This window comes from Roseobacter sp. N2S (assembly GCF_031454055.1).
In the GTDB taxonomy this organism is placed as follows: domain Bacteria; phylum Pseudomonadota; class Alphaproteobacteria; order Rhodobacterales; family Rhodobacteraceae; genus Amylibacter.
The window spans coordinates 26590-52244 of the sequence record NZ_JAVDQB010000006.1; the positions used below are offsets into that span (position 1 = coordinate 26590).

Sequence of the window (25655 nt, forward strand, 5' to 3'; positions counted from 1 at the left end):
AAAAAGTAAAAATAAGGCTCCGGATGACCTGTCTTTTCACCAAAATTTATGGCGAACGAAACACAGGCGCGACCTATCTGGAAAAACTGGTAAACAAGAACTTTGCCACGGATATTCTGCGCGGGGATTTCGGGGTGGACAAACGGGTGCTGCGGCTGGTTTTGCAACAGCATAAACCCAAACTGCGGCCTGCCGAAAACAACCGCCTGCAAGACAAATACCACGAGCGGATTCTCTATTCCGATTTTGGTCTGAAACACGCAGCCCCGCCGATTGATGTGATCCGCGCAGCCCCTCATTCCCAAAACACCCTGTTTTTGATGATCACCAAACATCCGGTGTTTTTCCTGTCTTCACTGCACAACCGCCCCGAAAACCCGTTGTGGAACGAAGAGGACATCAGCTTTGACCAGTTCCTGACCACCCCTTGGCCCGTGTCAGAGCGGGATAATCTGGGCGAAAAGCCCTTGGAAAGCCCGATCGAGCTGTGGAACCGCAAAATGAGCGCTTATGTGGCTTTGATGAGTGCGGCCGAAAATGTGATCCACATCCGCTACGAAGACCTGCTTTCGGATTTCAATGAAACACTGGACAAGGTCAGCGAGTATATTCCGACCACGTCGAACGGCTATACGAATATCCGACGCTCGATCAAAGCCTCGGATAATCTGCGGTTTGAAGACTACGCACGGCGCTACAAATACCACAAAATCAAAACCGACTATAAAAAGCGCGATCTGGAATTCATCTATCGCAAGGTGGACAGTGACGTAATGGCGGCGCTGGAGTATCGCACAGTAATATAACGGATAATTAGCTGCAATTTTGCTGATTTTCAGGCTGAATTTTAGGCATCTTTTGTATGCCCCCTTATCTGCCGCAGCTTTGCCCAAAGTCTGATATACTTTCAACGATTCCTGTATAATCCAACGTAAACCTCTGAAATATCACTTAATTACCGAAGAAAAATGCGATAAACCATCAGTGAATCCCACACTCGGACCAGAAAAATCTTGCTATGTTAAATGATAGTTGTTCTCCTAGCTTCAAAGGTCGCCCCCGCGTTTTATCCCACATCGGACGCGTCGGCAGCAGGGCCAAATGCAAAGAACGTGGCGGGTTTTCAGGATGAAAATCGAATTTCTTTTGAATGGTGAAACAGTCCATCTGGATCAGGCAAGCCCAACAGGCACGCTGCTGGATTACCTGCGCGAGGTTCGCGGGCTGACCGGCACCAAAGAGGGCTGCAACGAGGGCGATTGCGGCGCTTGCACTGTGATGGTCACAGATGGCGAGGGCGCAAAGGCGCTGAACGCTTGCATCCTGTTTATGCCCCAGTTGCATGGCAAATCCATTCGCACGGTCGAAGGTCTGGCCAGTCCGTCAGGGGAAATGCACCCCGTTCAACAAAACATGGTTGATCTACACGGCTCGCAATGCGGATTTTGCACGCCGGGGTTCATCATGTCGATGGCAGCGGCGCATCAGATGGGCGACACCAACCACAATGACGTGCTGGCGGGCAACTTGTGCCGCTGCACCGGATACGCGCCGATTGTGCGCGCGGCCAAAGCCGCCCAATCTGCGCCTAAACCGGATTGGCTTCAAGCGGATGCCAAAGCCGCGCCACAGGTTAAAACGAGCCTGCAATCGGACGTGGCTTTTGTGCCCCGCACGTCGGACGAACTGGCCGACTGGTATGCTGAAAACCCTGATGCCACGCTGATCGGCGGGGCCACGGATGTGGGGCTTTGGGTCAACAAACAGTTGCGCGACCTTGCCCCTGTGGCCTTTGTCGGCCAGATCGCAGACCTGCAAGGGGTTGAGGAAAACGATAGCGGCATCGCCATTGGCGCGGGCGTGACCCTGACCAAACTGCGCGCAGCCGTGGCCAACCGTTACCCCAGTTTCGCCGAGCTGATCCGCCGATATGGATCAACCCAAGTGCGCAATGCTGCCACCATCGGCGGCAATGTGGCCAACGGGTCGCCCATCGGGGATGGCCCCCCTGCTTTGATCGCCCTTGGCGCAAGGGTCCATCTGCGCTGCGGCGATGATTTCCGCGATCTCGCGATGGAGGATTTCTTTATCGCCTATGGCAAACAGGATCGCAAACCCGGCGAATTCATCTGTGGTATCACCATCCCCAACAACCCCAGCGGGTTGAAATGCTACAAGATCTCCAAACGCTTTGACCAAGATATTTCCGCGCTTTGCGGCTGTTTCAATATCACCATCGCCAAGGATAAAGTCGCCACCGCCCGCATTGCCTTTGGCGGTATGGCGGCCACACCGAAACGCGCCACCGCCGTGGAAAACGCACTGATTGGCAAGCCCTGGACCCAAGGCACCGTGACCAAAGCCATGAAAAAATTCGCCAGCGACTATCAACCGATCAGCGATATGCGGGCCTCGGCTGACTACCGCGCCACCACGGCGAAAAACCTGCTGCAACGGTATTTTGACGAGTCCAACGGGCTGATGACCTCGGTTCTGGAGGTGCGGCCATGAGCGTGTCAAAATCCAACCCTCATGACGCCGGCAAACTGCATGTCACAGGTGCTGCCCATTATGTGGATGACATCCCCACCCCCGCCAACTGCCTGCATCTGGCCTTTGGCCTTAGCGACGTGGCCCACGGCGATATCACCTCAATGGACCTTGATGCCGTGCGCAAGGCTGACGGAGTTGTGGCCGTTCTGACCGCCGCCGACCTGCCTGGTGATAATGATGTGTCCCCGTCCATCCACGATGAACCCCTTTTGGCAATCGACACCGTGCAGTTCATCGGACAGCCGGTGTTTCTGGTGGCCGCAACGTCCCATCTGGCGGCGCGCAAGGCCGCGCGGCTGGGAACGATTAAGATCACCAAAAAGCCCGCGATTCTAAGTTTTGACGACGCCATCAAAGCCGGTTCAAAATTCGAAGAGCCATTGCAGTTTCTAAAAGGTGACCCCGATACCGCAATTGCGGATGCGGAACATCAAATCAGTGGCAGTATCGAAATCGGCGGGCAGGAACATTTCTATTTGGAAGGCCAAGCCGCGCTTAGCCAGCCCCAAGACAACGGCGATATGCTGGTGCATTCCTCAACCCAGCACCCCAGCGAAATCCAGCACAAAGTCTCTGCCGCCTTGGGCCTGCCCTATCATGCAGTACGCGTGGAAACACGGCGTATGGGCGGCGGGTTCGGCGGTAAGGAAAGCCAGGGCAATGCGCTGGCATGTGCCACGGCGATAGTCGCGGCAAAAACCGGACGCCCTGCCAAAATGCGCTATGACCGTGACGACGACATGGTCATCACCGGCAAACGCCACGATTTCCGTATTGATTATACCGTGGGCTTTAACGGCGCGGGCCAGATAGAGGGCATCGAATTTACCCAATACTGCCGCTGTGGCTGGGCGCAGGATCTGTCCCTGCCCGTGGCCGACCGCGCCATGTTACATGCGGATAACGCCTATCACCTGCCAAATGCAAGAATTGTGTCGCACCGTTTGAAAACCAACACCGTATCCAACACCGCCTTTCGCGGCTTTGGTGGCCCCCAAGGAGTTGTGGGAATTGAACGGGTGATCGACCACATCGCCCATAGTCTGGATGTGGATGCCAGCTATATCCGCACCGCCAATTTCTATGCTCCGATGGCGCAAAAGGCGGCACAAACCACGCCCTACCACATGACTGTCACCGATAGTGTGATCGACCAAATCGCGATTGAGCTGTTTGAAAAGGCGCAATATTCCAAACGTCGTGAAGAGGTGAAGTGGTTCAACCACGAAAACCCCCGCCTGAAACGGGGGCTGGCCATGACGCCCGTGAAATTCGGCATCAGTTTCACCCTGACCCACCTGAACCAAGCGGGGGCGCTGGTACATGTCTATTCGGACGGGTCCATCCACCTGAACCACGGCGGCACGGAAATGGGCCAAGGCTTGTTCACCAAAGTCGCCCAAGTGGCCGCCAGCCGGTTCGGACAACCCTTGTCAGCGGTGAAGATCACTGCAACCGACACGGGCAAAGTGCCAAATACGTCGGCCACAGCTGCCTCTAGCGGGTCTGACCTGAACGGCATGGCGGTGAAAGCGGCCTGTGATGCGATCATCGAACGCCTGACCGAGTTCGCCGCGCACCATTGGCAAACACCAAAGGACCAGATTGCGTTTACCGATGGCGCTGTCACAATTGGCACGCAAATCCTGCCCTTTACCGAGGTGATTTCCGCCGCCTATCAAAACCGCATCTCGCTGTCTTCGACCGGATTTTACGCCACACCAGACATCCAATGGGATCGTTTTGCAGGCAAAGGCACGCCGTTTTACTATTTCGCTTATGGCGCCGCTGTGACCGAGGTGGTGATCGACACGCTGACAGGGGAAAACCGCATCCTGCGCACCGATATCCTGCATGATGTGGGCAAATCCCTGAACCCTGCGATTGATCTGGGACAGGTCGAAGGCGGTTATGTCCAAGGCGCTGGCTGGCTGACCACAGAGGAACTGGTCTGGGACGACAAAGGCGCGCTGCGCACCCATGCGCCCAGCACCTATAAAATCCCTGCCTGTTCTGACCAGCCCGAGGTTTTCAACGTGTCTTTGTGGGAAAAAGGCGAAAACACCAAAGACACCATCTATAAATCCAAAGCTGTGGGCGAGCCGCCTTTGATGTTGGGTATTTCTGCCTTTCTGGCCCTGTCAGATGCGGTTGCGGCCTGCGGGGACGGGTCAATTTATCCAAACTTGCAAGCGCCTGCCACGGCCCAAGAAGTGTTGCGCGCCGTTATGGCTCAAAGGGGGCAATCGTGGGGTTGAACCTGCGTGAACTGGCCGACGCGGTTGCCCGCCACGGCCGCGTAGTGCGCGTGTTGATTGCGGATCATCAAGGATCAACCCCGCGGGAGTCGGGCACATCCATGCTGGTCTGGAACGGCGGACAAAGCGGCACCATCGGTGGCGGCGCCTTAGAACTGCAAGCGGTTGAAACCGCAACACAAATAGACAGCCCCATCGCGCTGAAAGTCCCTCTCGGCCCGGCACTTGGGCAATGCTGCGGCGGGGCGGTGACGCTGGTTCTGGAACCCTTCACCGCAAGCGATCTCCCGAACGAAGGCGAGAATTATTCGCGCCGCATTACCGGCGACAAAGACAAACCGCTTGCGCTGCGCCGCTTGCTGAAATCCCAGCGCAACAGCGGTGCAACGCCCGCTTTGATCTGGCAGCAAGGCTGGCTGATGGAACCGTTAGAAGCCCCGAAACAACCCTTGTGGCTTTACGGCGCGGGCCATGTGGGGCGCGCCATCGTGGACACGCTGCAAGACCTGCCCTTTGACATCACTTGGATCGATACAGCACCCGACCGCTTTCCTGAAACCATACCCACCCACGCCAACCCGCTGGTGGCGCAAAACCCCGCAGATGCGGTGAAACATGCCCCCCAAGACGCACATCATCTGGTGCTGACTTATTCCCACACACTCGATCTGGACCTGTGCCACGCGATCCTGTCCCACCCCCATAAATCGCTGGGCCTGATCGGATCAAAAACCAAACGCAGGCGGTTTACTTCTAAATTGACGGCATTGGGGCATGGGTCTGCACAAATCGCAGGCATCATCTGCCCGATAGGCCAGCGCGATCTGGGCAAGACCCCCAAAGCCATTGCCATAGGCGTGGCCAGCGAACTATTAACCATAAACGCGGTAAATTCCGCCCAACACAAGGCCACAGCATGACCCCTTTGTTGCAGCTTTCCGGCCTGACCAAAGCCTATCCCGGTGTGGTTGCCAATGATCACGTGGGCTTTGAAATTGCCCCCGGCGAAGTTCACGCCTTGCTGGGTGAAAACGGCGCGGGGAAATCCACGCTGGTGAAAATGATCTACGGTCTGGTGCGCCCTGACAGCGGAGAAATGCGATTGCACGGCCAACCATTTGCCCCCCATGAACCCAGCGCCGCCCGTGCCGCTGGCGTGGCCATGGTGTTCCAACATTTTTCTTTGTTCGAAGCGTTAAGCGTCGCGGAAAACATCGCCCTTGGTATGGATAACGCCCCTGAAACAGATGCGTTAAGCGATGAAATCCGCACCGTTTCGGCCAGCTACGGCCTGACCCTTGATCCCGACCGCATGGTAGGGGATCTGTCTGCGGGCGAACGCCAGCGGGTGGAAATCGTGCGCTGCCTGTTGCAGAACCCCAAACTGTTGGTGATGGATGAACCCACATCCGTGCTGACCCCGCAAGAGGTTGATATCCTGTTCAAAACACTGCGCAAACTGCGCGATGAGGGGACGTCAATCCTGTATATTTCCCACAAGCTGGAAGAAATCCGCAGCATTTGCGACAACGCCACTATTTTGCGGCTGGGCAAGGTTGTGGGCACCTGCGTCCCCGCCGAAGAAACGCCAAAAACTATGGCGGAAATGATGGTGGGCACGGAATTGAAAACCCCGACCAAGCGCCCTTATCACCCCGGCCCTGTACTGCTGGACGTGCGCAATTTGATGCTGCCCTCTAAAGACCCGTTTGGCACCAGCCTGCGCGATGTCAGCTTTTCCCTGCACGCGGGTGAGGTTCTGGGCGTGGCAGGTGTGGCTGGCAACGGCCAAGACGAATTGCTGCTGGCCCTGTCGGGCGAGGCACAGGTCCAATCGGATTTTGTCACCCTCAAGGGGGAACATATCGGCCACCGTGGCCCCAACTATCGCCGACTTGAGGGCCTGTTGGCCGCACCCGAGGAACGGTTGGGCCATGCGGCGGCCCCTGATATGTCTCTGACGGAAAACGCGCTTTTGACGGGATATACCCGCCAGCGGTTAACCAATAAAGGCTTTGTCAAATGGCAGGCCACACAGAATTTCGCCCGCGCTATTATCGAAAAATTCGATGTGCGCACCCCCGGCCCCAGCCATGCGGCCAAATCCCTGTCGGGGGGCAATTTGCAAAAATTTGTCATCGGGCGGGAAATCATGCAACGCCCCGATGTGCTGGTGGTGAACCAACCCACATGGGGGGTTGATGCATCCGCTGCGGCCTTCATTCGCGAGGCTTTGCTGGAACTGGCCGAACAGGGGGCTGGCGTCTTGGTGATCAGTCAGGATCTGGATGAATTGATGGAAATTTCCGACACATTTGCCGTGTTAAGTGAAGGTCGCCTGTCTCGCGTGCGATCCGCATCGGGCGTCACGATCGAAGAAATCGGCCTGTTGATGGGTGGAACGGAGGTCGATCATGTTGCGGCTTGAAGCACGGCCCGAACCCTCGCGCCCGATGGTGGTGCTCACGCCGATCATCGCGGTGTTTGCCACGATGGTTGCAGGGGGCATCCTGTTTGCAATTCTTGGCACCAACCCGTTTGTGGCGATCAAAATTATCTTCTGGGACCCGCTGTTCAACGATATGGTTGCCAGCTACACCCGCCCGCAACTGCTGGTCAAAGCCGCCCCGCTGATCCTGATGGCCATTGGGCTGTCCTTTGGGTTTCGCGCCAATATCTGGAATATCGGGGCCGAAGGCCAGTTCATCATGGGCGCGGTTGTGGGCGGTGGCACGGCGCTGGCGCTCTATCCGCTGGACAGTGTTCTTCTGTTCCCACTGATCATCTTTATGGGCGCTTTGGGGGGCTTTTTATGGGCGATGATCCCTGCCTTCCTGAAAATCCGCTTTAATGCCAATGAAATTCTGGTGTCTTTGATGCTGGTCTATGTGGCCGCGCAATTTCTGGCTGCAATGGTCACAGGGCCGATGAAATCGCCCGTCGGCATGGGCTTTCCGGTCAGTCGAAATTTCAGCGAGTATCAATCCGCCTTTAACAGCGAATTACTGTCAAACACAGGGCTGCATTTCGGGGTTCTGGTGATGATGGCTATTGTGATTGTGGGCTATATCGCCCTGACCCGCCACATCTTTGGCTTTCAAATCCGCGTGTCGGGGCAATCCGCACGGGCGTCGAAATTTGCGGGGGTAAACCCCAATGTGACCATCGCGCTGTGTCTGGGTATTTCAGGCGCGCTGGCAGGTCTGGCCGGTTTGTTTGAGGTCACGGGGCCTGCGGGCAAACTGTCTACCAACTTCCCGCTTGGCTACGGCTTTACCGCCATCATCGTGGCCTTTCTGGGCCGTTTGCATCCCATCGGTATTCTGCTGGCGGGTCTGTTGATGGCGCTGACCTATATCGGCGGCGAACTGGCGCAATTCCAGCTTTCTATCCCTGCTGCGGCCATTCAGGTGTTTCAGGGCATGTTGCTGTTTTTCCTGCTGGGCGTTGATATTCTGGTGAACTTTCGCATCCGCTGGAAATCCACAAAGGAGGCTCTGTGATGGACCTATCCTCAATTTCTTTGGTCACGCTGATTGTCAGCCTAATGGGCGCATCCACCCCGATCCTGTTGGCCGCTTTGGGCGAGCTGGTGGTGGAAAAATCCGGTGTGCTGAACCTTGGCGTCGAAGGCATGATGATTATCGGTGCAGTCTGCGGCTTTATCGCGGCGGTGACCACTGGGTCGCCTTGGCTGGGGTTCCTGTTCGGGGCGCTTTGCGGGGCTGCGGTGTCGATGATCTTTGCGGTTCTGACGCAATATCTGATGGCCAATCAAGTGGCCACGGGGCTTGGGCTGACCATGTTCGGTCTTGGGCTGGCAGCCCTGCTGGGGCACAGCTATTCGGGTATCAATCCGCCAGAATTTTTTAAGATTAGCATCCCCGTTTTGTCCGACCTGCCTGTCGTGGGGCGGATTTTGTTCAACCACGACCCGATGATCTATATCTCTTTGGGTATGGTGGTTGCGGTCTGGTATTTCCTGCGGCGCACCCGTGGCGGTTTGGTGCTGCGCGCGGTGGGGGAAAACCACGATGCAGCCCATGCGCTGGGGTATAAGGTGATCCGCATCCGCATGATGGCCATCGGCTTTGGCGGGGCCTGCGCAGGATTGGGCGGGGCCTATCTGTCACTGGTGCGTGTCCCCCAATGGACCGAAGGCATGACCGCTGGCGCAGGTTGGATTGCACTGGCCATTGTGGTGTTTGCAAGCTGGAAACCCCTGCGCATTATCCTTGGGGCCTATCTGTTTGGCGGCGTCACGGTTTTGCAGCTGAACCTACAGGCGGCTGGCCTGTCCATTTCACCTGCATATTTGTCGATGACACCGTATCTGGTTACCATTATTGTGCTGGTGGTAATGAGTGCGGACAAAGCGCGCGCCAGCCTGAATGCACCCGCATCGCTGGGCAAATTGTTCCACGCGACAACATAAAAACGAAACCAGAACCGTCGCCGCTCGCGCGACACAACAACACGGAGAGACACATGAATTTGATTAAAACGCTGCTCGCTGGCGCAGCAGTTGCCACAGGTCTGGCAGGCGCGGCAGTGGCCGAAGAAAAGCTGAAAATCGGCTTTATCTATGTTGGCCCAACAGGGGATTTCGGCTGGACCCACGAACATGACATCGGCCGCAAGGCGATCGAAGCCCAGTTCGGCGATAAAGTAGAAACCACCTATGTAGAAAGCGTGCCGGAATCCGCAGATTCCGAGCGTGTGATGACGCAAATGGCCCTGTCAGGTCACAAACTGATCTTCGCAACCTCGTTCAACTATATGGATCACGTGATGAACGTGGCCAAAAAATTCCCGGACGTGAAATTCGAACACGCCACAGGGTTCAAACGGGATGCAAACGTATCCACCTATTCTGCGCGCTTCTACGAAGGCCGTGCGGTTATCGGCCATATCGCAGGGCATATGACCAAAACCAACACCATCGGTTACATTGCTTCCTACCCGATCCCCGAAGTGATCCGCGGCATCAACTCGGCTTATCTGGCGGCCAAAGCGGTAAACCCAGAAGTGAAATTCAAAGTTGTCTGGGCCTTCACATGGTTTGATCCCGGCAAAGAAGCAGACGCGGCCAATGCATTGATCGAACAGGGTGCGGATGTGATCATGCAGCACACTGATAGTACTGCGCCGATGTCTGAAATGAAAAAGCACGAAGGCATCATCGGTTTTGGTCAAGCATCCGACATGGCACAGTTTTCGCCAGAACCACGGGTCAGCTCGATCATCGACAACTGGTCGCCTTACTACATCGCCCGCACACAGGCCATGCTGGACGGCACTTGGGAAAGCACCGACACATGGGACGGTATCAAGCAGGGCATGGTTAAAATCGGCGAGATGTCTGACAAAATTCCTGCGGACGTAAAAGCATCTGCCCAAGCATTGGCGGATCAGATCGCAGCGGGCGAAGTACACCCGTTCACAGGCCCGATCAACAAACAGGACGGGTCTGCATGGTTGGCTGCGGGCGAAACTGCGGATGACGGCACATTGGCTGGCATGGACTTTTATGTTGAAGGCATCGAAGCCGAAATTCCTAACTGATCCAAATCAGACTTTTTGCAAAAGGCCCGTGCATTTGCGCGGGCCTTTTCATTTACAATCCCCACATGGCACGCCTACAGTCCTGCAAAATCATTTGCCCAAAGGTCTGATCCCATGACAAAAATAACCGCCGCCGATGGCACACCCGCCGCTCCTTTCTGTTTTGGCACCATGCAATTTGGCGCAGGATCAACCGAGTCCCAAAGCCAGCAGGTGTTTGAAGCCTGCCGCGCCGCGGGCATCAACTTTTTTGACAGCGCATGGGTCTATACCAACGGCGCATCTGAAACCATTCTGGGCGAACTGGCCAAATCCGAACGGGAAAAACTGATCCTGACCAGCAAGGGTGGATACACCGGCTCGGCCAGCCGCGAAAACCTGACAGCGCAACTGGATGAAAGCCTGACCCGCTTGCAAACAGATTACATCGACATCTATTTCATGCACCGCTTTGACGATGATGTGCCCTTGCAAGAAACCTTTGACGCGCTGACCAGCTTTCAGCAAGCGGGCAAAATCCGCCAGATCGGTGTGTCAAACTATGCCGCATGGCAGGTGATGAAGGCCCAAGGTGTTGCCGCACAATCGGGCACCCGCATTGACGTGATACAGCCGATGTACAGCCTTGTGAAACGTCAGGCCGAGGTGGAACTTTTCCCCATGTGCCTGTCCGAAGGCATCGCCGTCACCCCCTATTCCCCGCTGGGTGGCGGGCTGTTGACGGGTAAATACAACCGCGCGGAACAGGCGACCGGCCGCCTGTCCACGGATGACCGCTATGCCGCCCGTTATGCGCCCGCGCAAATGCATGAAACCGCAGGGGCTTTAGCCCAGATGGCTGCTGATCAGGGGGTGGACCCCGCCACACTTGCCGTGGCCTTTGTGGCCGCAAACCCCGCCGTGACCGCCCCGATTATTTCGGCGCGCACGGTGGAACAACTGCGCCCCTCGCTCGCGGCCCTAACGCTGCCTTTGTCGTCCGAGGCCTATTCCACAATCAGCGCCCTGTCGCCAAAACCAGCGCCCGCCACAGACCGGCTGGAAGAAGGCTGATCTAGAACACATCCCGCCGCCAGCCGCGAAAGATCAACAGCGCAATCAGGATCAACAGGGCCGATGCAATGAACGGTGCGCCCGGGAAATACAGATCAGCGCCTGCACGGGTGAACCAGCTGAACAGCCCCGTCATCACCAAAGGCGCAATGATAGACGCCATCGCCCGCACGCTGCTGACCACCCCTTGCAATTCGCCCTGCGCATCGTCATTGACCGCGCGGCTCATGATGCCTTGCATGGCGGGACCCGCCAACATGCCAACGGCACTGATTGGCAACAAGGAAAAAATCACCCAAGTGTTCGGGGCAAAGGCAATGGCCACAAAGGCAACCATCTCCATCGACAAGCCCAGAATGGCGGTGCCGTATTCACCAAGACGCGGGATTGCGATGCGGATCAGAACGCCTTGGCTGATCGCCATCATCACCCCGAAAGCGCCCAAGGACACGCCCACCAGCCACGGCTCCCAGCCGAATTTGCCGATGGTGTAGAACGCCCAGATCACAGGGTAGACTACAAAGGCGATTTCTTGAAAGAACAGAACGATCATCATCCGCCCTTGGCCAGGGATCGCGGTCACTGAACGAAACGCCCCGTGGGGCAAAGCGCGGCGCCAGTCAAACGGGCGGCGGTTGCGATCCGTCACGGTTTCAGGCAGCACAAAATAGCCAAACACCGCGTTTGCCCCTGCCATGACCGCTGCCAGATAAAACGGCGCACGGGGGCCAAATTCGGCCATTAGCCCGCCCAACATCGGCCCAAGGATAAACCCGACTCCAAAGGCCGCGCCCATCAGTCCGAAATTCGCAGCTTTTTCTTCGGGTTTGGACACATCGGCAATGACAGCCCCCGCCGTAGAATGGTTCGCCGCAGTGATCCCGCCCAGAACACGGGCCAGAAACAGCAGCCACAGCGCATGGGCGAGCCCCATCAGCACATAGTCAACGGCCATCACAGTCATCGACACCAGCAGAATTTTACGCCGACCAAAGCGATCCGACAGATTGCCCACCAGCGGCCCGAACAAAAACTGCATGGCGGCGAAAACAGTGGATAATATCCCGCCCCAAATCGCCGCATTGGCCAGCGAGCTGCCCCCCAGATCCAGCAAAAGAGAGGGCATAACAGGCATAATCAACCCAATGCCAATAGCGTCGATCACCACCGTGATCAGGATGAAATAAATGGCTCTGCGATGGCTCATGGGGCGACATCCTGAATAAATTCAGGATGTTCTAAGCCATGAAATCAGCGGGGACAATACAGTAGAAAACTGCCGTCCCGTCAGGCAAGCCGCTTAATCTGCTGCCCCGCCTGCAAACCCGTTGGGCGCATCATACCGACAGGGATCTTCCTGCATTTCCAGATGCAGGCCCTGCCCCGTCCAGGGATTGGCACGGGCCAGATCCTCGTCGAACTCGATCCCCAAACCGGGGGCTGTGGGGGCAAGGATATAACCGTCCTCCCATGTGATCGAATGTTTGATCAGCGCCATGTGAAACGCGCCGCCGGTCTGAATGGTCTCTGCCATCAAAAGGTTTGGAATATTTGCCGCCAGTTGGATATTCGCCGCCCACTCCACTGGCCCCGCGTACAGATGGGGCGACAGTTGCACGTTATAGACCTCGGCCATGGCGGCGATTTTCTTGGTTTCCAGAATACCGCCAGACCGTCCCAACGCGGGTTGCAAAATAGTCGCCGCGCCAGACCGCAGAACCGGCGCAAATTCCGCCTTGGTGGTCAGCCGTTCACCCGTGGCCACTGGAATCCGCACAGCACGGGCCACTTTGGCCATTTCTTCCACATTGTCTGGCGGGATCGGTTCTTCGAACCATAAGGGCTGATAGGGTTCCAGCGCCTGCCCCAGACGGATCGCACCTGCTGTGCTGAACTGCCCGTGGGTGCCAAACAACAGATCGGCCTTATCGCCAACCGCCGCGCGGATCGCTTTGCAAAAGGCCACCGACTGGGAAATATCCGCCATAGAGGGCATATGCCCGCCGCGCATGGTATAGGGTCCAGCGGGATCAAATTTCAGCGCGGTAAAACCAAGGCGCACCATTTCAACCGCAGTTTCAGCCGCCGCATCAGGGTCGGACCAAAACTCTGTCTGGTCGTGGTGATCCATCGGATACAGATAAGTGTAGGATCTGATCCGCTCGTTCATCACCCCCCCCAACAGCGCATAAGCAGGGCGATCATGCGCCTTGCCCAGAATATCCCAACAGGCCATTTCCATCCCTGAAAACGCCCCGATCAGTGTGGGGTCAGGGCGCTGGGTAAAGCCGCTGGAGTAAACGCGGCGGAACATTTTCTCGACGTTCTCGGGGTTCTCGCCCGCCATATGGCGTTCAAAAACATCCTCAATCACAACCCGCATGGCCTCGGGTCCGACAGCGGCGGCATAGACCTCTCCGTAGCCGGTAATTCCGGTGTCCGTCGTCAGTTTCACAAAGATGAAATACCGCCCGCCCCAACCTGGCGGCGGATTTCCCACCACAAATATCTCTAGATCTGCCAGTTTCATCGGTGGCGACTCCCCTTGTGTTTGGGCCACAGTGGACGGAGTTGTTACGGGATTCCAGCCTGTTTACGCTTTATTTCGACCTATTCCCGTAGCATAGGGCCTGTCTGGGCAAAACCACCCTTTCCCTTTGACCCTGAACCGCCTAAGCCTCCGCCACACACCGACAGCAGGACAAAGCCAAAGTGACCAAAAACACACCGATTTCCGATTTCGCCGCGCGCATTCGCGAAAACAGCTATTTTTCGCAGACCCGCACCCTGAATTTACCGCAATCCCGTACGGATATCCTATCGGGCCTGACCGTAGCACTCGCCCTCGTCCCCGAGGCTGTGGCCTTTTCCTTTGTGGCAGGTGTTGAACCACTGGTCGGGCTTTATGCTGCCTTTATCGTCGGTCTGATCACAGCCGCCTTTGGCGGACGGCCCGGAATGATTTCCGGCGCAACAGGCGCGTTGGCCGTTGTGATGGTGTCGCTTGTGGCACAACACGGGGTGCAATATCTGTTTGCCACTGTGGTGTTGATGGGGCTGATCCAGATCGCAGCAGGGTTATTCCGTCTGGGGAAATTCATCCGCATGGTCCCCCATCCTGTGATGCTGGGCTTTGTGAATGGTCTGGCTATCGTTATCTTTCTGGCACAAATGGAACAATTCCGCGTGCCTGACGGGGCTGGCAATTCAGTCTGGATGTCTGGCAGTACGCTTTGGATCACGCTGATCCTTGTGGGGGCGACCATGGGGATTATCTGGCTCACTCCGCGCCTGACCCGTGCCTTTCCAGCCCCCCTAGCAGCGATTGGCATCATCGCTACGGTTGTGATCCTGTTTGACATTCCAGTCCCGCGCGTTGGCGATCTGGCCTCTGTCGAGGGCGGCTTGCCTGCCTTTGCCATCCCGTCAGTCCCCTTCACGCTGGAAACCCTGTGGATCATCCTGCCCTATGCCATCATTCTGGCCGCCATCGGCCTGATCGAAAGCCTGCTGACCCTGAACCTTGTGGGGGAAATCACCAACCAACGCGGCGGGGCTTCTCGTGAATGTATCGCCCAAGGGGCTGCCAATACCGTCACAGGTTTCTTTGGCGGCATGGGCGGTTGTGCGATGATTGGCCAGTCCATGATCAACGTGAATTCTGGCGGTCGCGGGCGGTTGTCTGGTATTTCCGCAGCGCTGTTCCTGCTGGCCTTTATCCTTGTGGGGTCTTCGATCATTGAACTGATCCCGCTGGCCGCCCTTGTGGGGGTGATGTTCATGGTGGTGATCGGCACGTTCGCATGGCAATCCCTGCGCATTCTGGCCCGCGTGCCACTGGCGGATGCTTTTGTCATCCTGCTGGTTACCGTTGTGACTGTGTTTGAGGATCTGGCAATTGCCGTGGTTGTCGGTGTGATCGTATCCGCATTGGTCTATGCTTGGAACGCCGCATCGCGGATTTCAGCCACCCACCACGAAAGCAAATCCGAACCGGGCGCACGGGTTTATGACGTTACCGGACCGCTGTTCTTTGGCTCGGCCACCCGCTTTCAGGAATTGTTCCACCCCGAAGAAGACCCAGAAGTCGTGATCCTTGATTTTGCAGGTTCTCGTGTCGTCGATCAATCCGCCCTGCAAGCGATTGAGGCCGTTGCCGCCAAATACAATGAGGCCGGTAAACGCCTGATGCTGCGCCACCTAAGCCGTGACTGCCATCAGTTGCTGACCAAAGCAGGCCAGTTGATGGTGGATACAGACGATGACCCAGATTACCGCCTGTCAGTGGATTATGACATCCAACTGGGCCGGATCGGTGGTCACTAAGTAAACTCGGGGGCGCTGCCCCCGCCCCCCGAGGTATTTCCGCTCAAAAGAAACAGGAATACCTCGGCTTTTTTTTGTTTTCTAAATATCCCCGTACGGAGCACTTTAGAAGATAATTACATTCCGCCGCGATTTACCCGCCTTTGTATCGGCAATCGCCTCGTTAATCTGGTCCAGCCCGTAACGGTTGGTGATCAGTTCATCCAGCTTCAGACTGCCTTGGCGGTATAAGTCGATCAGCCAGGGAATATCCCGTTTCAGGACGGTGCCCCCCATCAGCGATCCTGTAATGGACTGGCTAAGCGCCGACAGGACAACGGGTTCATAGCTGGCTTTCGCCCCTGAAGGCGGCATACCAACCATCACCATCTGTCCGCGCGCCGCAAGATAGCGGGGGGCGGTTTCGAACACCTGAATGGCCCCAACGGTGATAAAGACGTAATCCGCGCCGCGTCCGCCTGTCAGGTTACGCACTTGTTTCACCAGCTTTTCATCGCCAGCATTCAGCGCGTGGGTTGCGCCGAATTCCAATGCGCCTTGCAGTTTCTCATCTTCAAGATCCAGTGCAATGATTGTGCTGGCCCCTGCGATCCGCGCGCCCTGAATGGCGTTCAGGCCGACGCCGCCCGCACCGATCACAACCACTGATGCACCGGGGCGCACGCCCGCAGTGTTCACCACAGCACCAAGCCCCGTGATCACACCACAAGACAACAGGCTGGCCACATCCATGGCAATGTCATCAGGCAGGCCAACGATCTGGCTTTGATCCACGACGACCTCTTCGGCAAAGGCCCCTGTGACCAGACCATGTTCGGCCACATCCCCGTTTTCCAGCCGGATCGGGGATTGGGCCACGCGGTCTGTGCCTGTTTCGCAATTCACCGGATGCCCGTCAGAACAGGTCGGGCAGGTTCCACAGGATTTGATCAGTGTGACCAGAACCGCATCGCCAATGGCATAGCCGACCACACCTTCACCCAAAGCGGAAATTCGCCCTGCTGCTTCATGGCCATAAACGGCTGGCAGATGCCCGCCCCATGCGCCCTCAAGATAGGAAATATCCGAATGGCAGATGGCGCAGGCTTCGAGTTTCACCTGCACCTGCCCTTTTTCGGGTGGCAAAAGTGTAATCTCCTCAATGCTGAGATCTTTGCCAAATTCGCGACAGACGGCTGCTTTCATAGAATTTTCCTTTGTTCTTGTCAGGATCCGGTTTTCACACCGGGCAGAATGCACAACATTTCATAAAGCAGATTGGCTGCCACAAGGGCTGTGTTTCCGCTGGGATCATAGGGGGGTGACACCTCTACCAGATCAGCGCCGACGATGTTCAAACCTTGCAATCCACGGATCAGTTCCACCGCTTGGGGTGGTGTCAGTCCGCAGATTTCAGGGGTGCCCGTGCCCGGCGCATAGGCGGGGTCAAGGCTGTCGATATCATAGGTGATGTAGCAGGGGGTGCCGCCAATCTGGGCGCGGATCTGGGCGGCCAGCGGGGTCAGGGATTTGTGCCAGATTTCTTCGGCCTGCACCACGGTAAAGCCCCAACGGCGTGCTTCATCAAAGTCATCAGCGGCGTAGCCCGTGCCGCGCAGACCGATCTGGAACACCTTATCGTCCTGCAACAAGCCCTCTTCATGGGCGCGGCGGAACGGGGTTCCGTGGGCGATCTGCTCGCCAAACATATGTTCGTTAATATCCGCATGGGCGTCCACATGCACCAGCGCAACGGGACCGTGTTTTTTGGCAATCGCGCGCAACACCGGCAGGGTCAGTGTGTGATCGCCCCCTAGCGTCATCGGGATCACGTCGTGCTGTAAAACCGTGTCGTAATAATCGGTTATCCGCCGGACCGAGTCTTTCAGATCAAAGGTATTGATCGGCACATCGCCCAGATCGGCGCATTGCAGGCTTTCGAAAGGGGCGGCGCGGGTCCACATATTATAGGGGCGCAGCATATTGCTTTCGGCGCGGATTTGTTTCGGCCCGAACCGCGTGCCAGATCGCCAACTGGTGCCGATATCCATCGGAATCCCGATAAATCCAACGTCCAGCCCTGCCGCGTTTTCTGCCGTGGGCAGACGCATAAATGTACCTGGCCCCGCAAAGCGCGGCATCTGGTTTCCGCCAAGGGGTTGGTTATACATTTTTGGCTCCGAACTTTTGGCGATGGGCCCACAGGCACATCAATTCCACCGCTACATGAGCCCCCGCAATCGCAGTAGCGCCACTTACGTCATATTGTGGCGAGACTTCGACAACATCCATCCCGATCACATTAACCCCCGCCAAACCGCGGATAATTGCCGCCGCTTGTGCGCTGGACAGCCCCCCCCAAACCGGCGTGCCAGTGCCCGGTGCAAAAGCAGGGTCAAGCGCGTCGATATCAAAGGTGACATAGGTTTTGTGATCGCCCAGAACCGACTTGATCCGCGCCACCGTTGCCTCGGCCCCGATGCGGTGTACTTCGGGCGCGTCGATAATATGCACGCCTAGTGTGTCGTCGTTCGTCGTGCGAATTCCCACCTGAACCGAGCGTTCGGGGATCACAAGACCGTCTTTCACCGCTTTGTAAAACATCGTGCCATGGTCGATCCGCTCGGGGTCATCATCCACCCAAGTGTCGCTATGCGCATCAAATTGTAGCAAGGACACAGGCCCGTGTTTTTCCACATGTGCCTTTAGAATCGGATAGGTCACATAGTGATCGCCCCCCAAGGACAGGCAGGCGGTGTCTGTGGCCAGAATACCCGCGATATGGTCCTGTAGCGCCTTTGGAAATTCCCATGTTTTGGCGTGATCGAAAGCCACATCGCCGTAATCGGCCACGTTGAATTCCGTCATCGGGTCCACGTCCCAGCCGTAAGGCGCGTCGGGGGATTGCAGGCAAGACGCCTCGCGTACGGCACGGGGGCCAAGGCGGGTTCCGGGGCGGTTTGTCACCGCACAATCAAACGGAATCCCCGTGACAGCCAGATCTACATCCGTCAAATCTTTGCTATAGGTGCGGCGTAAAAACGAGGTCGCGCCCGCATAAGTCGCCTCAAATCCGTGGCCTTTATAGCCTTTGCGCGTGACGGCCTCGTCGATCACTTTTGCTGCGTCTTCTAGTGCCATGTTCTGCCCTCCAATTGGTTGAAGGCAGCATTTGCAAATCGGCGCTAAAAGGCAAGAGCCTTCGCTTAGCCGTCTGTGGGGAAATCCAACAATCGGGCGTGGCGCAGGGTACGCACAGGGTATGCCTCGTCCGATTTAAACTTATCCAGCGAAAATCCCGGCTCCAGCCGTTTCAACCGTTCCGCCACAAGATGCATTTTTTCATGCTGACCCGTATGGGCATAAAGCGCCAGAAGATGGCGCAACGGCGGGCGGAAATTCGGCGCTGCTTTGGTGGCGGATTCACCGAATTTAATCGCCTCGTCAAAGCGCCGCGATGCGATACAACTGATGCAATGGAACGTGTCCCACCAATGATGAAAACTGGACCGCCCCGCAACCGAAGTGGCCATTTTGGTCAGCGCATAGGCCGCCTCGCTGTCGCCATCCCACATATTGGCGCTGGCCAGTGAAACCATTGAAAACGCACCGGAAAGATTGGGATTCAGCCGCTGCTGCGCCACAGAATTGGCGGCGCCTAGATCGGCAAACATCAAAACTTGCACCTGACTGACCAATGCCTGAACCAACGGATTTTCGCCGTCCTGTTCCATCGCTTTGCGGTTCAATTCCTGAATAAGCGCGCGATCGGCATCCCCGTCGGTGCTAAGTAATTCGGTCAGTTGGATGGTTTTTAACAGGCTTTGCCAGGCCAGAAACAACCCGTTGCGATCAATGTCATAGGCACCGCGCAACAGGCGTTCGGCCACATCCAGACGGCTTCCTTCAAAGCTCTCCATTTCACGGACTGCGCGGCGTGCCATTGCCGCCGAGGCCAGTTCAGGACGCTCTGACGAAAAGACTTTGGCCAGCGCATCGAGCGTTTTTTCCGCCGCTTCAACGGTAATGTCCGCCAGCAAATCCTCGCTTGCAACCTGCATGGAGCCTGCGTCCACCTGGGCTTTTTGGGTGTACAGAACTCGACCCGTTTCGGGATGGATCAGGCGAATAAAGGCAAGGCTTTTGCCGCCCTCTTCTACCACATGGGCGTCGATTTCGATCTCGGCGGCGTCCTGATCGTTTTCGGCCATCCGCACACTGACCTGCCGCCACGCCCGAACTTGTTCGGCAATATTCTGACCAATTTGATCCGCCAGAACCTCGCCCAGAATACCTTGCGAGCCGCTGCCCGCCAGTGCTGGGCGGGTGCGCAAAACCAGACCCTTGTCTTTGGCTGCATTGGCCGTTTTGCGCCGTTCAAAAGCCTCGCGCACTTCACCAAGCCAGCTTTCAAAGGCGGCATCGCGCACGACCAGACCTTCCAGAAGATCGCGGCTTTCGGTGGGCCGGATTTCAACGGTGTCATAATCCACCGTGACCCATTCAGGATTAAGGCTGACTGACAGCCGATCCACAACAAAACAGTCTTTATAACCCCCAAACGCCCGCCGGATTTGGGTCAATTCCTGACGCAGGCTTTGCCCCGCCTGTTCGGGCGCACGCCCGCTCCATAGTTTTTCTTCCAGAAAACGGCGCGGGCGCGACTTGCCATCGGTCAACGCAAGAATCGCCAACAGGGCGCAGGATTTAGCGCCATTCGGGGCAAGGTTTTCCCCGTTCGGCCCCGTAACCTGTAGCGGCCCTATGGTATGAATTTTTATCGTCTGTGTCACGACGCCCATCTTCGATCTTAATTATTTTCGGATGACGCCCCAACAGCCCATTCTCACCCTACGGTGGTATGTTAGCAGGTCTTTAAGCGTATTTGTGAAAAAAACGTGAATATTCTTGCGCAAACGTAGCGAACATTTGACTTAATCCGTGGCAGTTCATTCAATCATACTATTATAGCATGGAGAATTCTTGATGTCAGTTTATACACCGCAAGGACCGCAGGGGCCCCAAGGCCCTCAGGGGCCGCAGGGTCCACAAACACCGCAGGGGCCACAGGGTCCGCAAGGCCCACAGGGACCCCAAGGATCAAGTGCTTCGCCCTATCTAAGCACCGGCTTGATCACCACACGGGATGGCACACAGCGGTTTTGGGACGGCGATCCAAAACGCCCCGTAACCTACGAAACCGGCAACGGCAGTTCAGCAGGCCGCCAGTGGCGCACCTTTAAAAAGATGGGCACCTACCCTCGATCCGCCGCAATTCTAGCGGAAATCATGGGGCTGTTGCGGGTGGATACCACGGTCACCCATAATGAAGCAGGCGTCAGCTTTTGGGACGGCGCAGGGTTGACCCCGATTGTGGAACTGTCCCGCCCCAGTCTCGACCAGTTCAAAGAGCAGCTGTATTACCTGCGCACCACGGCAGACTTGCGGTTTGACCGTCAGGCGGAAATCCTGTCGCAAGTGGGCGATCTGACCCCTTATTTCGGCGCGCTAAGCTATATGTCTCCCGAGACCCATAAATGGACACTGGAACTGATTGCCCTGATCACCCGCACCTGTCAGGTCTGCGAAATGCGGCTGAAGCAACTGTTTGACTGCCCCCGCCCCATTGCCTTTGCGCAAGAAGTCCAGCCGATGATCCCGACGCCGGGGCATCCAACCTGGCCCAGCGGTCACGCCACCGAAAGTTTTGCAACTGCTACGCTGATGGCTTGCCTAAGCGATCCAAACTTTCAAAATCCGGTGCAGGCGGTAAACGCCCAACTGCCCGCCTATCGCCTGTCCGCGCGCATTGCGTTGAACCGCACGGTGGCAGGGGTACATTTCCCGACCGACAGTGTGGCAGGTGCAACCCTTGGCATCGCCATTGCAGAGTTCATTATCAACTACAGCCGTCAGGCGCCAAAAACGTCAAGCTATGCCTTTAACGGCGGCGCGTTTGAGGGGGATTTCAACCTGACCTTACTGGGGGAAACCATGCCCGGCAGCGCCAGCCCCACCATCACACAATCCGAGGTCACCCTGCCCACAACAGGGCGTGAAAACCTGCTGTCAAAGCTTTGGGATGCCGCAGCAAAAGAGTGGCAGCAGTAAGCAGCGTTAAAAATCCAGGCTTGCGCTGCTAAGGCGCAAGCCTGCCATCCAAACGGGGGCGCAGCCCTGCTTGTTGGGACACGTTCAGCGGGCCGAGTTGATCCAACTGATAGGTCGGCGCATAAGACCAATCAAGCGCGGCCAGCCCTTCCATTTCCCTTTGCGCGTTCAGTTCCGGCGGATTCCACGGGCCGATATCCGGCCCCCCTGTGAACAAAACCGCCAATTGTCGGGTGATTTGTGGCGCGGCAACAGACGTCCCTGACATTACCGTGTTTGACCCGCTTAGCGTGCCGCTGGCCAGCACACCGCGCAGGGTCCAACTGCTATCTCCAACGGCGGAAACGGTCGGTTCGGGCCGTAAATAGGGTGCCCCTGTGGCGCTGTAGGGTGCTGCAAATCCTGTGTCGCTTAAGGCCGCACCAACGGAATAAATCTGCGCAGGCATATCTGCTGACAACCACGCGGAATGGGTGCCAATCGCCGTCACAGGCCCATCCGCAGGCAGCGCATAAGGGGTTTTTTGTGGTGGTTTCCACTGCCACAGCGCAGGGTCGTCCAGATAGGACTGCCGGGCCAGTTCCTGAAACCCCAACGGGCGGTCATCGCGCTGCACGCCGATCCGCACCGTTTGCGCTTCCCCGTTTGTGCCGAGATGCAGCCGCCACACCCCGCTGGGGGCAAGGGGTTTGCCCCCCTCAAAGGTGGCTGTTGGCGCGATAGCCAGCAGATAAAATGGCGCTGTTGCACCGCCCCCGTCCAGCGGTTCCCCAGCAATGGAATAGACACGCGCTACAGCGGGACCGTTGCCATGGGCCAAAGACACGCAACTGCCTAGCGGGATCGCCCCAAGGGGCAGAGGCGCAGAGCGCAGGCTTTCAATTTTGAGCAACAAATCTTCAGGACGTGCGCCGCGCAACTCCACAAAACTCGGGGTGTAGTCTTCGGATTGCACCCGCAATGTGACGGTTTCGGCTGTGTCCGGCTCTAGCGCCGTATAGCCGATCTGTCGGGTCAGATTGTCATTGCCAAAGGCGAAAACCACCCGCATCGCACTGGCGGTGCGGGCTTCACGACGCAACACCTCGGCGGCCACTTGGCGTTCAATCAGGCTGGTGCCATCTTTTGACCCCGCCAAAACCCCAAGCGAAATATTCACGATGAGCGGGCGATGCACCCCGTCCACTTGCATCTGATCCGCCTGCGAAATGATCCAGCGCAAAGCCCGCACCACATAGGGTTGCAGCGTTGACCCCGACGTATCCTCGACCGCTTGGGGCGGCAGTTGCACCGCCAGCATAGGACAATCACGCAGCGGATCGTTGCCTTGAACAGGGTCGGCCCCGCACGCAATATCCCCCACCATCGTGCCATGGGTGCTGGCCAGTTCCGACCCCGCCCCTGCGGTAATTCCATGCCAAACGGGGCTGATCTGCTTGTCATACAATGCGTTGTTCAGCGCGGTATATTGCGCGCCTTCGTCCAGCGCCGCGCCCTGCGCCAGCAAGGCATTTATCTGCGCGGCTGTGATCTGCCGACCATTTTGCATAGAAAAATGCGCACCGTTTTCGACCAGTCGATCCTCGGTCTGGACCCAAACACCGTGCAACCGCGTGTGGCGCTGCTCCTGTGCGCCAGTGGTAAACCGCGCGTTCAAAAAGCCGATTGCATCGTCAATCAGCGCAACAATCGGCGTTGGCGGCGGGCTAGCCACCGGGCGCGGCACCACGGGCAAGACCGGACGCCCGGCACCATGGGGCAACGGGATCAGTTTATCCCCGTAGACCCCTGCAAAATCGGTTAGTGTTTTTTTCACATGCAAGAATAAATCAGGCGCGTTCATTGCAGAGGGCGGGTCGGCCAACAGCCTGTCCAAACTGGCCCGCTCTACATTATCCATCAGAAAATCTGAATGCGCCCCCGCCCCGTCAACTTTGCCTTGTAACCAGACCAGCGTGTTTAAAATACGCGCCGGGCTTCCCGATGGTTTGATCCGCACCAGCAAAATACGATAGCCTTCGGCCCCCGCTGATCCCGGCTGATAGACGTGATCGAACCAATCAAGATAGCCGTTTTCAACAGTCTTTTGACTTGGATTTCCCCAGACGAAATGCATCTTAATATATCCTTAAATCAACGCGAAACCGCAGTATTCGGATACATCAGACGGCAGAACCCACGCCTGTGTCAAACACAACCGTTTGCCTTGGTGCGCGATTAACGGATTATTCACGCCTTAAAGGGCAGGTGCTAAAGGGCGCGGGGCACCACAACCGAAAATCGGCTGCCCTCGCCCAAAACACTGTCGATCTGCAAGCGCCCGCGATGGCGCATCAGGATGTGTTTCACAATTGCTAGCCCCAGCCCTGTGCCCCCTTTATCGCGCGAACGCCCTTTGTCGATCCGGTAAAACCGCTCTGTCAGGCGGGCGATGTGTTCGGGGGCAATGCCTTCGCCCTGATCGCTGACAGACACACGCACCATATCGGGCTCTTTGCTGTCCACCCCAGCAACAACGGTCACTTTGGCTCCGTTGCGCGAATATTTCGCGGCGTTTTCGATCAGATTGGAAAACACCTGCGTCAGCTCATCCGCAACCCCGACAACTTTAGGCAAATCTTCGGGAATTTCCAAAGTGACCTTGGTTTCCTCCCGCTCAAGAATCGGTTCAAGCGAGGCGCTCAACCGCTCTAGAATCGGGCGCAGGTCTACCGTGGTAGTCGGGGCGTATTTCTCTTCGGATTGCAATTTGGACAGGGACAACAGATCGTCAATCAACCGCGCCATCCGTGCGGCCTCTTTTTCCATAAGGTATAAAAACCTGTCCGAAGCCTGTTGATCCGCCCTTGCAGGCCCTTGTAATGTCTCAATGAACCCGTAGAGCGCCGTCAGCGGAGACCGCAGTTCATGGCTGACATTAGCCACAAAATCGCTGCGCATTTGTTCGGCTTCCTGAATGTGGCTGACGTCTTCAAAACTGACAACAACCATCGCGTCGGATCGCGTCACATCAGGATCGACCCGTACAGCCGTCATGGCAAATGTTGTTGGCACCACCAATTGCAGGCGCACATCGACGCGCGCGCGATCGCCCCCGTCGATGGTATCCTCAACCGCGCGAATACACCGTTTGTTGGGCACGTAATGGGCCAGCTTCCGGCCCTGAATACCCGTCCCGAACAGGCTGACCGCGGATTCGTTGCGAAACACAATGGTCTGGTTGTTGTCCACGACAAACACCGCAACACTTAGCGTATCCAGTATGGCTTCGATTTTTGCGTCCAGCATATCGGCGACTCCCTTAGGCGAATGCATGCAATATTCACGCTCAAGGCTCAACGATATTGTGGGTCAGCGCACCGCAAAGGGGGAAAACAAGCCTGTTAACCCTGGGTCAACGGCCTTGGCGAGTCACCCAAGATCACAGATATTTATCAATAAAGTCAACGATTTGTAACAGCCATGCGCCAGACACATAGCGGCCTTCGCAGATTGGCGCTTGTTCAAAACCCGCCCGACTCCCATTTACGGGTCAAGCATGGGGCATCGGCCCAAGACCGGATCGGAAGGATTACAAAATGGCTTATATTTCAGAAAACAAAAACAGCTTCGGCGCAACTGTCGTTTCCGCAGTTTACAGCGTGGCCTCAACCATCGTGCAATTTTTCGAGGACGTATCCAAAGCGGCATCCCGCTCTGAGATCATCGCCGAAATGCAATCCATGGATGACGCCACCCTGCACAGCAAATACGGCATTTCACGGAGCCAGATTGTCGCGTATGTTTTTCGCGACAAAATGGTTCCCTGAA

20 protein-coding genes are annotated in these 25655 nt (G+C 56.8%); 12 read left to right on the forward strand and 8 right to left on the reverse strand.

Annotated elements, in window-relative coordinates:
• Window positions 1-23: 23 nt before the first annotated feature.
• The 9 genes from GGE09_RS14470 (at window position 24) to GGE09_RS14510 (ending at window position 11429) form a co-directional block, all read left to right on the forward strand.
• Window positions 24-806, forward strand: a complete 783-nt coding sequence (locus GGE09_RS14470; RefSeq protein ID WP_309746865.1) for a hypothetical protein — start codon at window positions 24-26, stop codon at window positions 804-806.
• Between the two features lie 322 nt (window positions 807-1128).
• The gene (gene xdhA / locus GGE09_RS14475) at window positions 1129-2511 is read left to right on the forward strand and encodes a xanthine dehydrogenase small subunit (protein WP_309746866.1); all 1383 of its coding nucleotides are present in this window, start codon (window positions 1129-1131) and stop codon (window positions 2509-2511) included.
• A complete protein-coding gene (xdhB, locus tag GGE09_RS14480) occupies window positions 2508-4811 on the forward strand; it encodes a xanthine dehydrogenase molybdopterin binding subunit (RefSeq protein ID WP_309746867.1) in 2304 nt (767 codons plus the stop codon). Before xdhA ends, xdhB begins: the two co-directional genes overlap by 4 nt.
• The gene (gene xdhC, locus GGE09_RS14485) at window positions 4802-5731 is read left to right on the forward strand and encodes a xanthine dehydrogenase accessory protein XdhC (protein ID WP_309746868.1); all 930 of its coding nucleotides are present in this window, start codon (window positions 4802-4804) and stop codon (window positions 5729-5731) included. The genes xdhB and xdhC overlap by 10 nt, the downstream gene beginning before the upstream one ends.
• Window positions 5728-7239: an ABC transporter ATP-binding protein gene (locus tag GGE09_RS14490; protein ID WP_309746869.1), complete on the forward strand. Its 1512-nt coding sequence runs from the start codon at window positions 5728-5730 to the stop codon at window positions 7237-7239. The genes xdhC and GGE09_RS14490 overlap by 4 nt, the downstream gene beginning before the upstream one ends.
• Window positions 7226-8314 carry an ABC transporter permease gene (locus GGE09_RS14495; RefSeq protein ID WP_309746870.1) on the forward strand — a complete coding sequence of 363 codons (1089 nt, stop codon included), beginning with the start codon at window positions 7226-7228 and terminating at the stop codon, window positions 8312-8314. The genes GGE09_RS14490 and GGE09_RS14495 overlap by 14 nt, the downstream gene beginning before the upstream one ends.
• Window positions 8314-9246 carry an ABC transporter permease gene (locus GGE09_RS14500; protein WP_309746871.1) on the forward strand — a complete coding sequence of 311 codons (933 nt, stop codon included), beginning with the start codon at window positions 8314-8316 and terminating at the stop codon, window positions 9244-9246. The genes GGE09_RS14495 and GGE09_RS14500 overlap by 1 nt, the downstream gene beginning before the upstream one ends.
• A 53-nt stretch (window positions 9247-9299) precedes the next feature.
• Complete coding sequence (locus tag GGE09_RS14505) at window positions 9300-10376, forward strand: BMP family ABC transporter substrate-binding protein (protein WP_309746872.1); 1077 nt, start codon at window positions 9300-9302, stop codon at window positions 10374-10376.
• A 114-nt stretch (window positions 10377-10490) separates the two neighbouring features.
• Window positions 10491-11429, forward strand: a complete 939-nt coding sequence (locus GGE09_RS14510) for an aldo/keto reductase (RefSeq protein ID WP_309746873.1) — start codon at window positions 10491-10493, stop codon at window positions 11427-11429.
• A gap of 1 nt (window position 11430) precedes the next feature.
• Here GGE09_RS14510 and GGE09_RS14515 read toward each other — a convergent pair whose 3' ends face one another.
• Both GGE09_RS14515 and GGE09_RS14520 read right to left on the reverse strand, forming a co-directional pair.
• Window positions 11431-12636 carry a TCR/Tet family MFS transporter gene (locus GGE09_RS14515; protein ID WP_309746874.1) on the reverse strand — a complete coding sequence of 402 codons (1206 nt, stop codon included), beginning with the start codon at window positions 12634-12636 and terminating at the stop codon, window positions 11431-11433.
• A gap of 93 nt (window positions 12637-12729) precedes the next feature.
• Window positions 12730-13959, reverse strand: coding sequence for a mandelate racemase/muconate lactonizing enzyme family protein (locus tag GGE09_RS14520; RefSeq protein ID WP_309746875.1), 1230 nt, complete (start codon window positions 13957-13959; stop codon window positions 12730-12732).
• Between the two features lie 221 nt (window positions 13960-14180).
• On the opposite strand from GGE09_RS14520, the gene GGE09_RS14525 reads away from it, so the two are divergent.
• Window positions 14181-15755 (forward strand): SulP family inorganic anion transporter, encoded by a 1575-nt coding sequence (locus GGE09_RS14525; RefSeq protein ID WP_309747107.1) that lies wholly within the window; start codon window positions 14181-14183, stop codon window positions 15753-15755.
• A gap of 105 nt (window positions 15756-15860) precedes the next feature.
• Here the strand turns inward: GGE09_RS14525 and GGE09_RS14530 are convergent, their stop codons facing one another.
• The 4 genes from GGE09_RS14530 to GGE09_RS14545 all read right to left on the reverse strand — a co-directional run bounded on the left by GGE09_RS14530 (window position 15861) and on the right by GGE09_RS14545 (window position 20527).
• A complete protein-coding gene (locus GGE09_RS14530) occupies window positions 15861-16940 on the reverse strand; it encodes a Zn-dependent alcohol dehydrogenase (RefSeq protein WP_309746876.1) in 1080 nt (359 codons plus the stop codon).
• A 20-nt stretch (window positions 16941-16960) separates the two neighbouring features.
• The gene (speB, locus tag GGE09_RS14535; RefSeq protein WP_309746877.1) at window positions 16961-17905 is read right to left on the reverse strand and encodes an agmatinase; all 945 of its coding nucleotides are present in this window, start codon (window positions 17903-17905) and stop codon (window positions 16961-16963) included.
• Window positions 17898-18875, reverse strand: coding sequence for an agmatinase (gene speB, locus GGE09_RS14540; RefSeq protein WP_309746878.1), 978 nt, complete (start codon window positions 18873-18875; stop codon window positions 17898-17900). Before speB (GGE09_RS14540) ends, speB (GGE09_RS14535) begins: the two co-directional genes overlap by 8 nt.
• A 65-nt stretch (window positions 18876-18940) precedes the next feature.
• Entirely contained in the window at window positions 18941-20527 is a 1587-nt protein-coding gene (locus GGE09_RS14545; RefSeq protein ID WP_309746879.1) for a transcriptional regulator, read from the reverse strand.
• Window positions 20528-20720: 193 nt separating this feature from the next.
• Here GGE09_RS14545 and GGE09_RS14550 point away from each other — a divergent pair, with 193 nt between their 5' ends.
• Window positions 20721-21845: a phosphatase PAP2 family protein gene (locus GGE09_RS14550; protein WP_309746880.1), complete on the forward strand. Its 1125-nt coding sequence runs from the start codon at window positions 20721-20723 to the stop codon at window positions 21843-21845.
• Between the two features lie 28 nt (window positions 21846-21873).
• On the opposite strand, the gene GGE09_RS14555 is transcribed toward GGE09_RS14550, so the two are convergent.
• Window positions 21874-23961 (reverse strand): S8 family serine peptidase, encoded by a 2088-nt coding sequence (locus GGE09_RS14555; protein WP_309746881.1) that lies wholly within the window; start codon window positions 23959-23961, stop codon window positions 21874-21876.
• A 134-nt stretch (window positions 23962-24095) separates the two neighbouring features.
• The gene (locus GGE09_RS14560; RefSeq protein ID WP_309746882.1) at window positions 24096-25133 is read right to left on the reverse strand and encodes an ATP-binding protein; all 1038 of its coding nucleotides are present in this window, start codon (window positions 25131-25133) and stop codon (window positions 24096-24098) included.
• A 290-nt stretch (window positions 25134-25423) separates the two neighbouring features.
• Here GGE09_RS14560 and GGE09_RS14565 point away from each other — a divergent pair, with 290 nt between their 5' ends.
• Complete coding sequence (locus GGE09_RS14565; RefSeq protein WP_309746883.1) at window positions 25424-25654, forward strand: hypothetical protein; 231 nt, start codon at window positions 25424-25426, stop codon at window positions 25652-25654.
• The last annotated feature ends 1 nt before the right edge of the window (window position 25655 follow it).

Coding starts and splice junctions, on each gene's coding strand:
- GGE09_RS14505 (WP_309746872.1), top strand. CDS start 9,300: ATGAATTTGATTAAAACGCTGCTCGCTGGCGCAGCAGTTGCCACAGGT.
- GGE09_RS14500 (WP_309746871.1), top strand. CDS start 8,314: ATGGACCTATCCTCAATTTCTTTGGTCACGCTGATTGTCAGCCTAATG.
- GGE09_RS14495 (WP_309746870.1), top strand. CDS start 7,226: ATGTTGCGGCTTGAAGCACGGCCCGAACCCTCGCGCCCGATGGTGGTG.
- GGE09_RS14515 (WP_309746874.1), bottom strand. CDS start 12,636: ATGAGCCATCGCAGAGCCATTTATTTCATCCTGATCACGGTGGTGATC.
- speB (WP_309746878.1), bottom strand. CDS start 18,875: ATGGCACTAGAAGACGCAGCAAAAGTGATCGACGAGGCCGTCACGCGC.
- GGE09_RS14470 (WP_309746865.1), top strand. CDS start 24: ATGACCTGTCTTTTCACCAAAATTTATGGCGAACGAAACACAGGCGCG.
- GGE09_RS14555 (WP_309746881.1), bottom strand. CDS start 23,961: ATGCATTTCGTCTGGGGAAATCCAAGTCAAAAGACTGTTGAAAACGGC.
- GGE09_RS14510 (WP_309746873.1), top strand. CDS start 10,491: ATGACAAAAATAACCGCCGCCGATGGCACACCCGCCGCTCCTTTCTGT.
- speB (WP_309746877.1), bottom strand. CDS start 17,905: ATGTATAACCAACCCCTTGGCGGAAACCAGATGCCGCGCTTTGCGGGG.
- GGE09_RS14520 (WP_309746875.1), bottom strand. CDS start 13,959: ATGAAACTGGCAGATCTAGAGATATTTGTGGTGGGAAATCCGCCGCCA.
- GGE09_RS14565 (WP_309746883.1), top strand. CDS start 25,424: ATGGCTTATATTTCAGAAAACAAAAACAGCTTCGGCGCAACTGTCGTT.
- GGE09_RS14490 (WP_309746869.1), top strand. CDS start 5,728: ATGACCCCTTTGTTGCAGCTTTCCGGCCTGACCAAAGCCTATCCCGGT.
- GGE09_RS14550 (WP_309746880.1), top strand. CDS start 20,721: ATGTCAGTTTATACACCGCAAGGACCGCAGGGGCCCCAAGGCCCTCAG.
- GGE09_RS14530 (WP_309746876.1), bottom strand. CDS start 16,940: ATGAAAGCAGCCGTCTGTCGCGAATTTGGCAAAGATCTCAGCATTGAG.
- GGE09_RS14560 (WP_309746882.1), bottom strand. CDS start 25,133: ATGCTGGACGCAAAAATCGAAGCCATACTGGATACGCTAAGTGTTGCG.
- xdhB (WP_309746867.1), top strand. CDS start 2,508: ATGAGCGTGTCAAAATCCAACCCTCATGACGCCGGCAAACTGCATGTC.
- xdhA (WP_309746866.1), top strand. CDS start 1,129: ATGAAAATCGAATTTCTTTTGAATGGTGAAACAGTCCATCTGGATCAG.